Source organism: Nonomuraea sp. NPDC051298 (assembly GCF_055586305.1).
The window spans coordinates 114,132-128,200 of the sequence record NZ_JBVJIM010000001.1 but is presented as its reverse complement, the minus strand read 5'-3'; the positions used below and the strand labels follow the sequence as shown (position 1 = coordinate 128,200).

Below are 14,069 nucleotides of genomic sequence, written 5' to 3'. Positions count from 1 at the left end.
GGAGCCCGCAGGAGAACCCCCTGTGACCGCAGGGCACCCAGCGCCGCGCCCCGCGCACCCTCCGTGAGGAGTATCGAACAGCGGTGAAACATGGGCAAAATGGGGCGGGAGACGTCGTTTGGCGTACAAGATGGCGACATTCTGCGATGATCTCGTCGCATAGAGCCGGAGTTTGAGCCTCACGGATAGTGACAGATGCCGACATTTGAGGAAATTACAGCCTTCGTAACGGAGCAGCCGCTCGTCTCCGCCATCATCGCGCTGCTGAGCCTGGCCGGGCTGGTGCTGGCGTTCCTGGTGCTCAGGGTCGCCTGGCGCGTGGTCTCCTGGCTATGGAGCACCTACGTCGCCCCCCGTCCCGTCGAGGACGTCCTGACCATCGTGGCCGCCTCCATCGCCACCGGCGTGTCCGCGCAGGGCATGTGGCGCTTCTCCGGAGACGTGCTGGGCCTCGACGGGCCGCTCAGGTTACTGCTGTTCGCGTTCATCGAGGTCGCGATCATCACCTCTGCCGTACGCGCCCGCCGCAACATGCGCGAGAACTACTCGGGCGGCATCGACGGCATCGCCGTCTGGGCCCTGACCGCCCTGACCGCCGTCCTGTCGAGCATGGACGCGCACAGCCTGCCCGAGGCGCTGTTCAGGCTCGCGGCCCCGCTGGTGGCCGCCTGGCTGTGGGAGCGCGGCATGGCCATCGAACGCCACCGCATCCGCGGCACCGGCCGCATCAACTGGCGGCTGACCCCCGAGCGGCTGATGGTCAGGATGGGGCTGGCCGAGGTCAGCGACCGTACCGCCAGCGAGGTCGACGCGCACCGCAGGCTGACCCGCGTCGCGCTGGCCGCCAAGCGCGCCAAGGCGCTGCGCGAGGGCGGCGGCTCGGAGCGCAAGATGCGCGCCGCGCTGGCCAAGCTCGACAAGGCCATGGACCAGGCCGTCGAGCACACGGGCCTGGCCGTGGACCAGCAGCGCCAGGAAGCGCTGCTGGCCCAGATCGCCGCCCTGTACAACACCACCGCGCTCATCGACGCCGACCCCCGCGTCCCCTGGGAGCCCGAGGCCGACCACCACCCGGTGCCCGCCCGCCCCGCGCTGCCGCGCGCGCTGGCCGAACTCGTGAACGACGAGGACGAGGACATCGAGGTGCTCGACGCCACCCCGCAGGTGGTCAGCACCGCCGAACGGGCCGCGCGCATGCGGGCCGCCCGCGAGTTCTGGCTCCGGCAGATCGCCAAGGGCATCGTGCCCCGTACGGTGGACATCGCCCAGGAGATCGGCATCCCGCTGGCCACGGCGCGCGAGTATCGTGCCCTGTGGAAGCTGGAGCCGCAGGCGCACGCCCTCATCGAGGCGCTGTACCAGCAGCACGGCATCGTCGACACCGGCGCCTTCCCCGCGATCGCCGACGACGGGCGGGTGCTGACCACCAAGCTGTAGGGGGCCGGGGACAGGTGCGGGAGCGCACGCTCGAACGCGTCAGGAAACTGCTGGCCAAGGCCGAACGCACCGACAACGAGCACGAGCGGGCCACCTTCATGGCCGCCGCCTCGGCGCTGATGGCCAGGCACGGCATCGACTCCCTGCCTCCCGCGGGCACCCGTCAGCTCCCCGGTGACCGCATCGTGTCCCTGCCCGCCCCCTGGGCCAGGGAGAAGGCCCGCCTGGTGAGCCTGGTCGCGCAGGCCGTGCGCTGCCGGCCGCTGCTGATCGGCCGGGGCGACGGCGGGCAGCGCGTGCACGTGTTCGGCTTCGCGGCCGACCTGGAGCGGGCCGACCTGATGGCCACGTCGCTGCTGCTGCAGATGGCCACGGGGCTGTCCAGGGTGCGGGTGCCAGGGGATGTGCGGGCCGTGCGGGCGTACCGGAGGTCGTGGCTGCTGGGGTTCACCGACGAGGTGTACCGGCTGCTGTGCGCGGCCGAGTCCCGCGCCGAGGCCGAGTCGGCCGGTACGGGCTCCGCGCTCGTCCTGGCCGACCGCCGCGCCGAGGTCGAGCGGGCCGTGGCCGCCCGCTACCCGGACATCCGCATGAGCGTGCCCACGACCAGCGGCACCGGCTACCGCGACGGCGTCGCCGCGGGCCGCAGGGCCGACCTCGGACGCACGGGGATGAGCACCGCCACGGCCCGCGAACTGGGCCGATGACCCTTTCCCCGCGGCCGATCCGGCGATAGGACGTCGCGACGCCCGCGCTCAGGCCCCCAGGGCGGCCGAGACCAGGGAACGGGCCTCCTCCTGCACCTCGGCCAGGTGGTCGGGGCCCTTGAAGGACTCGGCGTAGATCTTGTAGACGTCCTCGGTGCCCGACGGCCGGGCCGCGAACCAGGCGCTGCGCGTGGAGACCTTCACCCCGCCCAGCGCGGCCCCGTTGCCGGGCGCCGACGTCCGCACCGAGGTGATCGGCTCGCCCGCCAGCGAGTCGGCCGTCACCTGCTCGGCCGACAGCCTCCCGAGCACGGCCTTCTCCTCGCGGGTGGCCGGCGCGTCCACGCGCGCGTACGCCGGCTCGCCGAACCGCTCGACCAGCGCCCGGTAGCGGGCGCTCGGCGACTCGCCGGTGACGGCCAGGATCTCGGCGGCCAGCAGGGCCAGGATGAGGCCGTCCTTGTCGGTGGACCACACCGAGCCGTCACGCCGCAGGAACGACGCCCCCGCGCTCTCCTCGCCCCCGAACCCCAGCGACCCGTCGAGCAGGCCGGGCACGAACCACTTGAAGCCCACCGGCACCTCGTAGAGCCGCCGGCCCGCCGACTCGGCCACGCGGTCGATGATGGCGCTGCTGACCATCGTCTTGCCCAGCCCGGCGTCGGCGGGCCAGCCGTCGCGGTGGGCGTAGAGGTAGGAGGCGGCCACGGCGAGATAGTGGTTGGGGTTCATCAGGCCGCCGTCGGGCGTGACGATGCCGTGGCGGTCGGCGTCGGCGTCGTTGCCGGTCGCGACGTCGTAGCGGTCGCGGTTGGCGATGAGCGAGGCCATCGCGTACGGCGACGAGCAGTCCATCCGGATCTTGCCGTCCCAGTCGAGCGTCATGAACCGCCACGTCGGATCGACCAGCGGGTTGACCACGGTCAGCGCCAGCCCGTGCCGCTCGGCGATCTCCCCCCAGTAGGCCACGCTCGCCCCGCCCAGCGGGTCGGCCCCGATCCGCACCCCTGCCGACCTGATCGCGTCGAGGTCGACCACCGACGGCAGGTCGTCGGCGTACGCGGACAGGAAGTCGTAGCGCCCCGCCCGCCCCAGCGCCGTCGTGTACGGCACCCGCCGCACGCTCTTGAGCCCGTCCTGCAGCAGCCGGTTGGCGCGGTCCTGGATCCACGTGGTGGCGTCGGTGTCGGCGGGACCGCCGTGCGGCGGGTTGTACTTGAACCCGCCGTCGCCCGGCGGGTTGTGTGACGGCGTGACCACGACGCCGTCGGCCAGCGCGGTCGTGCGGCCCCGGTTGTGGCGCAGGATGGCGTGCGAGACGGCGGGCGTGGGCGTGTAGCCGTCGCGCGCGTCGACGAGCACCTCGACCTCGTTGGCCGCGAACACCTCCAGCGCCGAGACCCGCGCGGGCTCCGACAGCGCGTGCGTGTCGATGCCCAGGAACAGCGGCCCGTCGGTGCCCTGCGACTGCCGGTATTCGCAGATGGCCTGGCTCGTGGCCAGGATGTGGTCCTCATTGAAGGCCGTCTTCAGCGACGACCCCCGGTGCCCCGACGTGCCGAACGACACCCGCTGCCCCACCTCTCCCGCGTCGGGACGCAGGGCGTAGTAGGACGTCACGAGCCTGGCGACATCGGGCAGATCGGCGGGCTGGGCGGGCTGTCCCGCGCGTTCGTGGGTCATGGAGGCCACTTTACAAATCGGGCACGGCCCGGCGGATGACCGAGCGGAGGCGTGAGGAGATACATTCGCGTCAGTCACCAGAACGGAGTTCTGTTCTCATGCGCTACGGATACTTCCTGAGCGAGCCCCAAGGCCCCGACCCCATCGGCGACCTGCGCGACCAGATCGCGCGGGCGGCGGACGACGGGTTCGACTCCGCCTGGCTCTCCCACATCTTCGGCCTGGACGCCATCACCGCCCTGGCCGCGGCGGGGGCTCAGGCGCCGGCCATCGAGCTGGGCACCGCCGTCGTACCGACGTACCCGCGTCACCCGGGCGCGCTCGCCCAGCAGGCCATGACCGCCAACGCCGCGCTCGGCGGCCGGTTCGCCCTGGGCATCGGCCTGTCGCACCAGATCGTCATCGAGAACATGTTCGGCTACAGCTTCGAGCGGCCGGGACGGCACATGAAGGAGTACCTCGACATCCTGATCCCGCTCTCCAGGGGCGAGCGCGTCGCCTACGAGGGCGAGACGCTCAAGGCCGACCTGCGCCTGACCACGCCGGGCGCGGGCTTCCCCGTGCTGGTGGCCGCGCTCGGCCCGCGCATGCTCAAGCTGGCGGGCACCGTGGCCGACGGAACCGTCCTGTGGATGACCGGCCCGCAGACCGTGGCCCGGCACGTCGCGCCCACCATCACGGCCGCCGCCGCGCAGGCGGGCCGCGAGTCGCCCAGGATCGTCTGCGCGCTGCCGATCAGCGTCACCGACGACCCGGCCGCCGCCGTCGCGCGGGCCAACGAGATCTTCTCGATGTACGGGACGCTGCCGTCGTACCGGGCGATGCTCGACAGGGAGGGCGCGGCCGGGCCGGGCGACGTGGCCGTCGTCGGCGACGAGGACACGGTGCTGGCCAAGCTCGACGAGCTGAGGCGGGCGGGGGTGACCGACTTCGTGGGCTCGCCGTTCGCGAACCGGGAACGCACGCGGAACCTGCTGATCGGCGCGGCGAACGGCTGATCAGGAGACGTCTCCATAGACTCCGACAGGGTGAGACGCGTGCTACATGGCATCGATGTGTCCAACTGGCAGGGCGCCGTCAACTGGGACCGCCACGCGGAGAACGGAGTGGTCTTCGCCTTCGCCAAGGCGAGCGAGGGCGGCGACTACACCGACAAGTGGTTCGCGCGTAACTGGAACGGCATGCGCGAGAGCTGGATGGTCTGCGGTGCGTACCACTTCGCCCGGCCCAAGGGCGACCCCATCGAGCAGGCACGCCACTTCCTCGGCGTGATCGGGTCGGCCGGCGGCCTGCGCCGGGGCGACCTGATCGCGCTCGACCTGGAGACCAACGACCGCGCGCGCCCGGAACGGGTCGCCCGCTTCGCGCGCCGCTGGTGCTCCTTCGTCGAGCGGTACACCGGCCTGCGGCCCTTCATCTACACCTTTCAGGCGTTCGCGCGCGGCGGACACTGCGCCGGACTGGGCGATTATCCGCTCTGGCTGGCCAGCCCCGCGAGCCCCCGCGGCCGGCCGCCCGTGCCCAGGCCCTGGAACGACTGGACCATCCACCAATACGCCAGCAGCCCCGTCGACCGCAACGTCTTCCACGGGAGCAGACAGGAGCTGACAAGCCTGGGGTTTGACCCGCGATAGCATCGGTGTTCACCATCGACCTTGCCTCGGTGCCGGGCATCGAGCGCGATCCACAGGGAGTCACCGTGTCAGCCGAGCTACGCATCACCCTCGCCGGAGCCGAGCGTGTGGTCGCGGCCGGCACGACGGCCGGGGAGGCGCTCGGGGCCGACGACCGCACCGTCGTCGCCGCCCGGGTCGGCGGTGAGCCGCGTGACCTGGCCCATCCGCTGGCCGAGGGCGACGTCGTCGAGCCGATCGAGATCTCCAGCGAAGAGGGCCGGGCGATCGTGCGCCACTCCACGGCCCACGTCATGGCGCAGGCGGTGCAGGAGCTGTTCCCCGAGGCCAAGCTGGGCATCGGGCCGCCGGTGCAGAACGGCTTCTACTACGACTTCGACGTCGAGCAGGCGTTCAACCCCGACGATCTCAAGCGCGTCGAGAAGCGCATGCGCGAGATCGTCAAGCAGGGGCAGCTCTTCTCCCGGCGTCCCGTCACCGACGAGGAGGCGCGGGCGGAGCTGGCGGCGGAGCCGTACAAGCTGGAGCTGATCGGCCTCAAGGGCGGCGCGGACGCGGAGGAGTCGGTCGAGGTGGGGGCCGGGCAGCTCACCATCTACGACAACCTCGACCCCAAGAGCGGCGAGCTGTGCTGGAAAGACCTGTGCCGCGGCCCGCACGTGCCCTCCACCCGGTTCATCCCGGCCTTCAAGCTCATGCGCTCCGGCGGCGCCTACTGGCGGGGCAGCGAGAAGAACCCGCAGCTCCAGCGCATCTACGGCACCGCGTGGGAGTCGCGCGACAAGCAGGACGAATACCTCAAGCTGCTTGAGGAGGCCGAGAAGCGCGACCACCGCAGGCTCGGCGCCGAGCTCGACCTGTTCAGCTTCCCACCCGAGCTGGGCAGCGGCCTGCCGATCTTCCATCCCAAAGGCGGGATCATCCGCAAGGAGATGGAAGACTACATGCGCAGGCGGCAGGCCGAGGCGGGCTACGAGTTCGTCAACACCCCGCACATCACCAAGTCCTCGCTGTTCGAGACCTCCGGCCACCTGCCGTGGTATGCCGACGACATGTTCCCGGCCTTCGAGCTGGAGGGCGTCGAATACCGCGTCAAGCCGATGAACTGCCCGATGCACAACCTGATCTTCCGGGCGCGCGGGCGCTCCTACCGCGAGCTGCCGCTGCGGCTGTGCGAGTTCGGCTCGGTCTACCGCTACGAGAAGTCGGGCGTGGTCCACGGCCTGACCCGGGTGCGCGGCATGACGCAGGACGACGCGCACATCTACACCACCCGCGAGCAGATGGCCGACGAGATCAAGTCGCTGCTGAGGTTCGTGCTCAGCGTGCTGCGCGACTTCGGCCTGCCCGACTTCTACCTCGAGCTGTCCACCCGCGACGAGTCGGAGAAGTTCATCGGCGACCCGGCGGAGTGGGACGAAGCCACCGCGGCGCTGCGCCAGGTGGCCATCGAGTCGGGGCTCGAACTCGTCGACGACCCGGGCGGCGCGGCCTTCTACGGGCCGAAGATCTCGGTGCAGGCGAAAGACGCCATCGGCCGCACCTGGCAGCTCTCCACCATCCAGCTCGACCTCAACCAGCCCAAGCGGTTCGGCCTCGAATACCAGGCGGCCGACGGCTCGCGGCAGACGCCGGTCATGATCCACCGGGCGCTGTTCGGCTCGGTCGAGCGGTTCCTCGGCGTGCTCACCGAGCACTACGCGGGCGCCTTCCCGCCCTGGCTCGCGCCGGTGCAGGTGGTCGGCATCCCCATCGCCGAGGCGCACGCCCCCTATCTGCAGGACGTGGCCAAGCGGCTGCGGGAGGGCGGCATCCGCGTCGAGGTCGACCTGGCCGACGACCGCATGCAGAAGAAGATCCGCAACGCGCAGAAGGCCAAGGTGCCGTTCATGCTGCTGGCCGGTGACGACGACATCGCCAACGGCGCCGTGTCGTTCCGCTACCGGAGCGGGGAGCAGAAGAACGGCGTGCCGATCGAGGACGCCATCGCCGAGATCGTCAGCGCCGTCGAGCACCGCGTGCAGGTCTGATCCCGCCCGCGACCCCGTAGGCGCGGATCGCGGGAGCCCGGCCGATCATCTCGGCCGGACCTCCCGCGCGGGCGGGTTGTCCCGGGGCGTCCCGCGCGGAAGGGGTTCGAAAGGGATCGGGAGTTCGACGGGGATCGGGGATTCAGCGGGGATACAGTCGGAAGGTGACCGCCGGGCGGCCGCCGAAGCGCTTGGCCTCGTCCCGGGCGTAGCCCTCGATCAGGCCCCTGGCGTACGCCTCCGGGTCCTCGTCGGTCAGGGCCTCGATGTAGGCCCGGTGCTCCATGAGCGATCGCACGCCCCGCTCCAGGCCGTCGGTGACGTCCACCGCGTGGGTGGGGGAGTCGACCCCGGTGACGGCGACCCAGCGCACGCCGTTCCAGGGTTCGGCGTCGGTGTCAGGGAAGATCCACCGGTTCCCGGCGTCGCCGACGGCGTCCAGCACCGCCCTGCCCACGGCTCGGTGGTCGGGGGTGTTCCAGTGCGTGCCCGCCCAGGTGTCGTCGAAGTTCAACGTGACGACGAGTTCGGGGCGGTGCCTGCGGATGGCGGCGGCCAGGTCCTCGCGTAGCGCGGTGCCGTACTCGATCACTCCGTCGGGGTGGCCGAGGAACTCCACGTTCGTCACGCCGACCACGGCGGCGCTGGCCCGCTCCTCCTGCTCGCGCACCGGCCCGGACTGGGCGGGTGTCAGCGTGTCGATGCCCGCCTCGCCGCTGGTGACGATCGCGTAGGCGACCTCACGCCCGGCGTCGGTCCAGGTGGCCACCGCCGCCGCGCAGCCGTACTCGAGGTCGTCGGGGTGGGCCACGATGGCCAGGGCGCGCTGCCAGTCCTCCGGCATGGGCTCAAGCTGGTCTCTCATGGCCATCATCCTGGCAGGCGCGGCCAGGAGTGGAAGAGGGCGTCGAGAGGGAGAGGCGTAGCCCGGCCGCCGTCAAGAGCGCGTTGGGGCGGGCCTGCGCCACGATGCGCCTGCACCTGCCCGCGCGGCGTTCGCAGTGGGGCCTGCCGCGGCTCCGAGCGAGGAGGAGCGGGCCGTGCTGCGCCGCCGCATGGCGGCCTCCGTGGCGGGCGGCCTGTCGGCGTCGGCCGCGCTGCTGTGCGCGGACGCGCCCCGGACGATGGCCAGGGACTCACGCCCCGTTCTCACCCGATCAAGGGTTTGCCTGGTCAGCGTAGCGGCGCAGGCGGCGGGCGGCCGTCTCCAGGTCCGCGGCGGCCGCCGCGCAGGCGCCGACGTGATACTCCACCGACGCCCGCAGCCAGGTCGGCGCCGCGCCGTTCTCCCCCAGGGCCGCCTCGACGGCGCGCAGGCGTTCGGCGCAGGCGGCGAGCGCGCAGGCGTCCGCGTGCAGGATTTCGGCGTGGAGACTGATCGCCGTGAGGTCGGCTGACATGGCTCCCTTTCAGGCGAGCGGCACAGGGACGGCGTTGTCCCGGCGGGTCTGGCGGGTGCCGGCCGACAGGCAGAGCAGCGGGCGGGCACCGTCGAGCCCCAGTTCCCGGAGCCGATCGGCCAGCGGATGGTGCGAGCGCTGCTCGACGGTGAGCCGCATGAGGGGCGTGAGGTGCAGCCGGGCCTGGCCGCGGGTCCGTACGCAGGAGCGCAGCGCGACACCCATCTCGCTCGTGTAGCCGACGAGGTCGGGATCGCGCACGGGCAGTCCTGGGCCGAGCCGGCCGCGCAGGGTGAGGACCTGGTCGGCGCTGACGTGTACGGACCGGTGGCTGAGCAGGACGTTCAGTGGCGTCAGGACCGTCTGGCCGCCCCACAGTCGCGGGGCGAGGGCGTGGACGAGGGGGGAGTCCACCGCGGAGCCGACCAGGAGGCTCCCGGAGCGGCGCCGGTCCGCCGGGCGCAGCAGATCGGGCCAGACGGACAGCGGGTGCGGTTGCGACGGACCGGGCACGACGACGCCGGCCTGCACCTCCCGGTACGCGCCCACGCTGGTGTGCCGGTTCCAGGCGGCGTGCACGGCGACCAGGGCCCGGCCCTTCACGCGCACGGCGGGCCCGAGCCCCGTCCCCTCCAGCAGCCGGACGGCCGCCTCGGGGTCGGCGGCGAAGTACGCCGTGAGCGCGTTGCCGTGGTGGCATCTGATCGGCAGTTCGACCGCTCCGCCGGGACCGTCGACCGGGTGGGTCGGCACCGTCAGGAAGGGGAACCCCTCCGGGCCGGATGGACGGTCGGACAGCCGGTACGCCTGGGAGCGCACGACCGGTCCGCGGAAGGCCGCGAGCCGCTCGTCGATGTGATCGCGGGCCTCGGGCAGATCGTCGGACAGGTTGGCCACGTAGTGCTCGATGCTGTGGCACAGCGGAAACAGGTGGGTGGGGTCGGTGTAGTCGACCACGTACCAGTCGGGATGCAGCTCGAAGACGGTGCCCGTGCCCTGCCCGTCGAGGGTGGGGATGAGGTCGTGCTGGTTCGTGATGCTGGCCACCCAGGTGCGTGGGTCGGCGGTCCGCTTGAAGTCGATGGGCGAGCCCACGGCGACGACGTGGGTGAGCGTGTAGCGAGCGCAGAACGCCGGATCCTGCGCCAGGTTCATGATCGCCGCACCGCCCGCGCTGTGCCCGATCAGCGCCACCTCGGCACCCTGCGGCAGCCCGTAGTCGGCGATGGCCTTGACCAGTGCGCGGCTGTAGGGACTGCTGGCCAGGATGGCGCTGCTGAACGCGCCGAGCAGGTCCTGAGGGGAGTCGAGGTCGGGGCGTCCCGCACGCATGCCCGGCGCCTGGACGACGTGACGGATCACCCCGTCGGGCCCCTGGAGGCTCTGGATGAGGATCCGCCCGTCGGTGCCGATCGTGGCGAGGTCGCCCAGGAAGCCGAGCAGCGATCCCCGCCTGCTCAGCCGCTCCGATTCGGCCACGGTCAGCTCGATCCGGCGCGCGGCGCCCTCGCCGGAGTCGAGCGCGGCGACGGCCCTGTTGCTGATGCCGGTGATCGGGTCGGCGGTGGCGTAGCCCTTGCCCGTCGCGATGAGCCAGGCGGTGGCGTCGTTGAGGGGGTTCTCGTCCAGCAGCGCGCGCAGCGCGAGCACCTCGCCGAGGACCGGGGCGAGCTGGCTGAGCGCGTGCACCGCGCCGCGGTCCTTGAGCAGGGCGCGCAGGGCGCGGACGGCCTCCAGATCGCGGTCGGTCGCGGCCGCGGCGATGAGCCGGGCGAGCATCGGGTCCGCGGTCAGCTCCGGATGGCCGATCGCGACGGCGGCCACGCGCAGCCGCAGCGAGGTGGCCAGCACGCGGACGGCCAGGCTCTCGGCCCCCATCATGGTCCCGGCCTTGGCGGCCAGCGTGGCCAGCCGGCCGCCGGTGAACGCGTGCCCGAGCCCCCGGGCGTTCGTGGTGGCCCGCAGCAGCGCGCGGTAGGCGGGGCCGGCCGCCGAGCGGCCGTGTGGCAGGGCGCGCAGCAGTGCGCCGTCGGTGAGCGCGGCCGTGGCGTGAGCCGCCGCGTCGTGAATGGCGATCGCGATGTCGACCAACTCGCGGGCCGCGGCGCGCAGCGGCTCGGGGTCCTGATCGTCCGTCCCGCTCACAGCCCTTCCCGCCAGGACATGGTGACCAGGCGCGGTCCCGGGTCCTCAGGGGTGTTGCGGCGCACGATGTCCGACAGCGAGCGCGTGGCCGCGATGATCCGTACGCCCTGCGGGGAGAAGGTGGCGGCGTTGAAGACCCGCGGAGCCAGCAGCGGGTTGGTCAGCGCCTGGGAGAAGGCGTCAATAGCGATGATCTTGGTCAGCAGCGGGGGGAGGATGGCGCGGGGGGAACCGGGTTCCTCGGCGAAGAGCCCGACGTACAGGTCGAGGTCGTCGACGTTCCGGTAGAGCGCGCGCAGCGCGTCGGTGACCCGCCGGTCGCCGGAGATCTGCTCGAAGGCGTGCACGCGCGGGAAGCGGCAGTGCTCGCGATAGCTGTTGTACGGCGCCAGCCCCAGCACCCGCGAGTCGGCGATGCTGCGCATGTCGATCGGCAGCAGCAGGGGATCGGTGTTGAACAGCCCGATGCGGCCGGCCCGCTGGCGGGAGGCGTCCTCGAAGACCCGCCCGAGGCCGGGGCCGGGGATCAGTGAGGGGTTCATCAGGGTCTGCGCCAGCGGCAGGTCGTGCCCGCCCACCGACAGCAGCGACGGGATCAGGCTGTGCCAGCGGTAGACGAGGTTGAACTCCACGGAGGCCCAGTTCTCCCGCTGCCAGGGCGCGTGGGCCAGCATCGCCGACAGCCGCGGGTCCAGGGTGAAGCGGAAGTGGTAAGGGGTGATGTGGTTGATGTACTCCTCGGCCACCAGCTTGATCAGCAGCACGATGAGGATGTTCCTGGCCGTCTGGAACAGCCGCTCGTCGTCCCAGCCCGGGTAGTGCCGGGCCAGCAGCCGGGCCACCCTGTTGTGCTCGCGCAGGAACAGCACGGTCAGCATGGTGAAGCCGATCTGGCCGTTGCCCCGGTCGCTGCCGGTGGCGAACAGCGTGTCGCGCTGCGTGTCGGTCAGCTCGTCGAAGCGGATGACCCGCAGCGCGGCGAACTCCGGCTTGATCTTGCCGCGCTCGCACAGGTGGGGCGGGAACTCGCCGTCGTTGATGATCTGGCTCTTGAGCAGCCCGCCGTCGAAACTGCGCAGCGCGGCGGTCGCCGCCTCGTCGAGGCCGTACACCGGGTTCAGGTCGATGTGGTGGTTGGAGGTGTTCTTGCGCGGGTCGCGCGGCACGTTGACGTCGCCGCGCAGGAAGCCGTCGGTGAACCACTGGGCGAAGTACGCGAACAGCACTGTCGAACGCGGGCACGGGATCATGTTCTCGGCCCGGGTGAACAGCTCGGCGGCACTCTCTGGGCTGGGACGCCGGTCGTCGGCGACCTCGACCGGCGGCAGGTGCCTGCCACTGTAGGTGCGGTCGGTCAGCGAGGCCCACGAGGTGTAGCCGGCCATGGTGCTCAACGGCTCGGGGCGCGGCGGCATCTCGCGGACCGCCTGATCGATCAGCGAGGCGTTGACCCGGCGCCGCAGCGGCCGGCTGGCCTGCAGGAGCCTCCAGAACGGCCGGCCACGGGTCAGGGCCAGGAACCTGAGCCGGTTGGACAGGCCGTCCGTGGCGACGGTACGGGCGCTCGATCGTCTCGCGGCCATCGCTCAGCCCTCCCGTTCGCCGGTGCCGAGCCCGAGCGCGAACCTGGCGGGGAAGATTCCGAGGCTGTATTCGATCTCGCCCTCGGGCGGCGGGAGCAGGCGCACGCCGGGGCGCAGCAGCAGGCGGCGTACGGCCTCTCCGATCACCGGCCCGGCCACGTGCATGCCGAGACAGGCGTGATGACCCGAGCCGAAGAACAGCCGATGGTGGCGCGGCCGGTCGAGCCTGAACTCCTCGGGCTCGGGCACCACGTCCGCGTCGAACATGGCCGAGGCGGGCGCCGTGAGCACGAACGTGCCCGCGGGAATGAGCGCGGCGCGCGGGGTGCCGGCGGCGAGGACGTGGTCCTGCTCGCAGATCCGGGGGATCAGCTTGAAGAACGGGTTGAACCGCAACGCCTCCCAGACGTACTGCTCGAAGCGCTCGGCGTCGCCGGCTGCCTCCAGCGCCCGCGCGAGCACTTGTGGGCGCAGGAGGAGCTGCTCGACCGCCTCGGCCATGGCCCCGGGCGCGCTCTCCACGAAGCCCAGCGCGAGCCCGGCCATGTTGATCAGGACCCGGTCGTCGGTCATGCCGACACCGTCGGGCAGGCGGGAGCCGACGAGCCGGCCGAAGACGTCGTCGGGCAGCTCGTCCCGCGCGCGCAGCGCGGCCAGCCGCCCACGCAGGTACGCGACCAGCTCCGCGCCCGCCTCGACGGACGCGGCCTGGATCCGCGGATCGGCGAGGTAGTTGGCGAAGCCGTCGGCGACGATGGCCCGCGTCCAGCGCGACAGGGTCTGCTGATCAGGGCCGGGGACGCCGAAGTAGCCGGCGCACACGCCGAGTGCGACCGGGCGGAACAGCTCGTCGATCGCGTCGATGCGCCCCCGGGGCTCGGCCGCGTCGAGCAGGTCGTCGGCCAGGCGCCCGGTCAGCTCGCGTACGCGGCCGGCGTCGCCCGGCTCGAGCATGACCCGCATCAGGCCCTTCTCCCGCCAGTTCATCGGGGTCGCGTCCCTGCCCAGCATGAAGGGGGCGCCCAGGGCGGCGTCGAGGCGCGGGCCGAAGGCGCGGACCGAGAAGACCTCCTCGTGGGAGAGCACTTCCAGCACGTCGGCGAAGCGGGTCACGACCGTGAACGCGGGGGTGACGAAGATCGGACGGTGCTCGCGCAGCTCGGCGAACAGGCTCCGCCAGTCGTCGCGCATCCACTGCCTGATCAGGCCGAGCGCCGCCATCGGGTCGCGGGCGAGCGCCTCGTCGTACCTCCGCAGCAGGCCACCCGCGGTCGCCTGATCGACAGAACCCATGCCGGCCCTTCCCCACCCCATGATGATCACCTCGTGCACACACAATCTACGAAGGCACGGACCGCCTTCTCATGACTACGGAGCGCAGTCTTGTGACTCCTTAAGGTAATTGAATCGTCACCGTCAGGTCATTGCCCGAGTACAGGGGCCCCGCCGT

11 protein-coding genes are annotated in these 14,069 nt (G+C 71.9%); 5 read left to right on the top strand and 6 right to left on the bottom strand.

Going from position 1 to position 14,069, the window contains the following annotated elements; translation table 11 throughout:
• The first annotated feature begins 195 nt into the window (after positions 1-195).
• On the top strand, positions 196-1,437 hold the full coding sequence (locus ACZ6S0_RS00540; protein WP_465912409.1) for a hypothetical protein: 1,242 nt from the start codon (positions 196-198) through the stop codon (positions 1,435-1,437).
• Positions 1,438-1,451: 14 nt separating this feature from the next.
• On the top strand, positions 1,452-2,144 hold the full coding sequence (locus tag ACZ6S0_RS00535) for a DUF2786 domain-containing protein (RefSeq protein WP_465912407.1): 693 nt from the start codon (positions 1,452-1,454) through the stop codon (positions 2,142-2,144).
• A 48-nt stretch (positions 2,145-2,192) separates the two neighbouring features.
• On the opposite strand, the gene pgm is transcribed toward ACZ6S0_RS00535, so the two are convergent.
• Positions 2,193-3,827, bottom strand: a complete 1,635-nt coding sequence (pgm, locus tag ACZ6S0_RS00530) for a phosphoglucomutase (alpha-D-glucose-1,6-bisphosphate-dependent) (protein ID WP_465912405.1) — start codon at positions 3,825-3,827, stop codon at positions 2,193-2,195.
• Positions 3,828-3,925: 98 nt separating this feature from the next.
• Between pgm and ACZ6S0_RS00525 the strand changes: the two genes are divergently transcribed.
• From ACZ6S0_RS00525 to thrS, 3 genes are all read left to right on the top strand, one after another.
• On the top strand, positions 3,926-4,825 hold the full coding sequence (locus ACZ6S0_RS00525; RefSeq protein ID WP_465912403.1) for a TIGR03564 family F420-dependent LLM class oxidoreductase: 900 nt from the start codon (positions 3,926-3,928) through the stop codon (positions 4,823-4,825).
• A 30-nt stretch (positions 4,826-4,855) separates the two neighbouring features.
• Positions 4,856-5,461, top strand: a complete 606-nt coding sequence (locus ACZ6S0_RS00520; protein ID WP_465912401.1) for a glycoside hydrolase family 25 protein — start codon at positions 4,856-4,858, stop codon at positions 5,459-5,461.
• A gap of 65 nt (positions 5,462-5,526) precedes the next feature.
• Positions 5,527-7,491, top strand: a complete 1,965-nt coding sequence (thrS, locus tag ACZ6S0_RS00515; RefSeq protein WP_465912399.1) for a threonine--tRNA ligase — start codon at positions 5,527-5,529, stop codon at positions 7,489-7,491.
• Between the two features lie 142 nt (positions 7,492-7,633).
• Here the strand turns inward: thrS and ACZ6S0_RS00510 are convergent, their stop codons facing one another.
• The 5 genes from ACZ6S0_RS00510 to ACZ6S0_RS00490 form a co-directional block, all read right to left on the bottom strand.
• A complete protein-coding gene (locus ACZ6S0_RS00510; RefSeq protein WP_465912397.1) occupies positions 7,634-8,356 on the bottom strand; it encodes a PIG-L deacetylase family protein in 723 nt (240 codons plus the stop codon).
• Between the two features lie 292 nt (positions 8,357-8,648).
• A complete protein-coding gene (locus tag ACZ6S0_RS00505) occupies positions 8,649-8,891 on the bottom strand; it encodes a hypothetical protein (protein WP_465912395.1) in 243 nt (80 codons plus the stop codon).
• A 9-nt stretch (positions 8,892-8,900) separates the two neighbouring features.
• Positions 8,901-11,036, bottom strand: a complete 2,136-nt coding sequence (locus tag ACZ6S0_RS00500; RefSeq protein ID WP_465912393.1) for a hypothetical protein — start codon at positions 11,034-11,036, stop codon at positions 8,901-8,903.
• Complete coding sequence (locus ACZ6S0_RS00495) at positions 11,033-12,619, bottom strand: peroxidase family protein (RefSeq protein ID WP_465912392.1); 1,587 nt, start codon at positions 12,617-12,619, stop codon at positions 11,033-11,035. The genes ACZ6S0_RS00500 and ACZ6S0_RS00495 overlap by 4 nt, the downstream gene beginning before the upstream one ends.
• Positions 12,620-12,622: 3 nt before the next feature.
• Positions 12,623-13,912 carry a cytochrome P450 gene (locus ACZ6S0_RS00490; protein WP_465912390.1) on the bottom strand — a complete coding sequence of 430 codons (1,290 nt, stop codon included), beginning with the start codon at positions 13,910-13,912 and terminating at the stop codon, positions 12,623-12,625.
• Positions 13,913-14,069 lie beyond the last annotated feature (157 nt).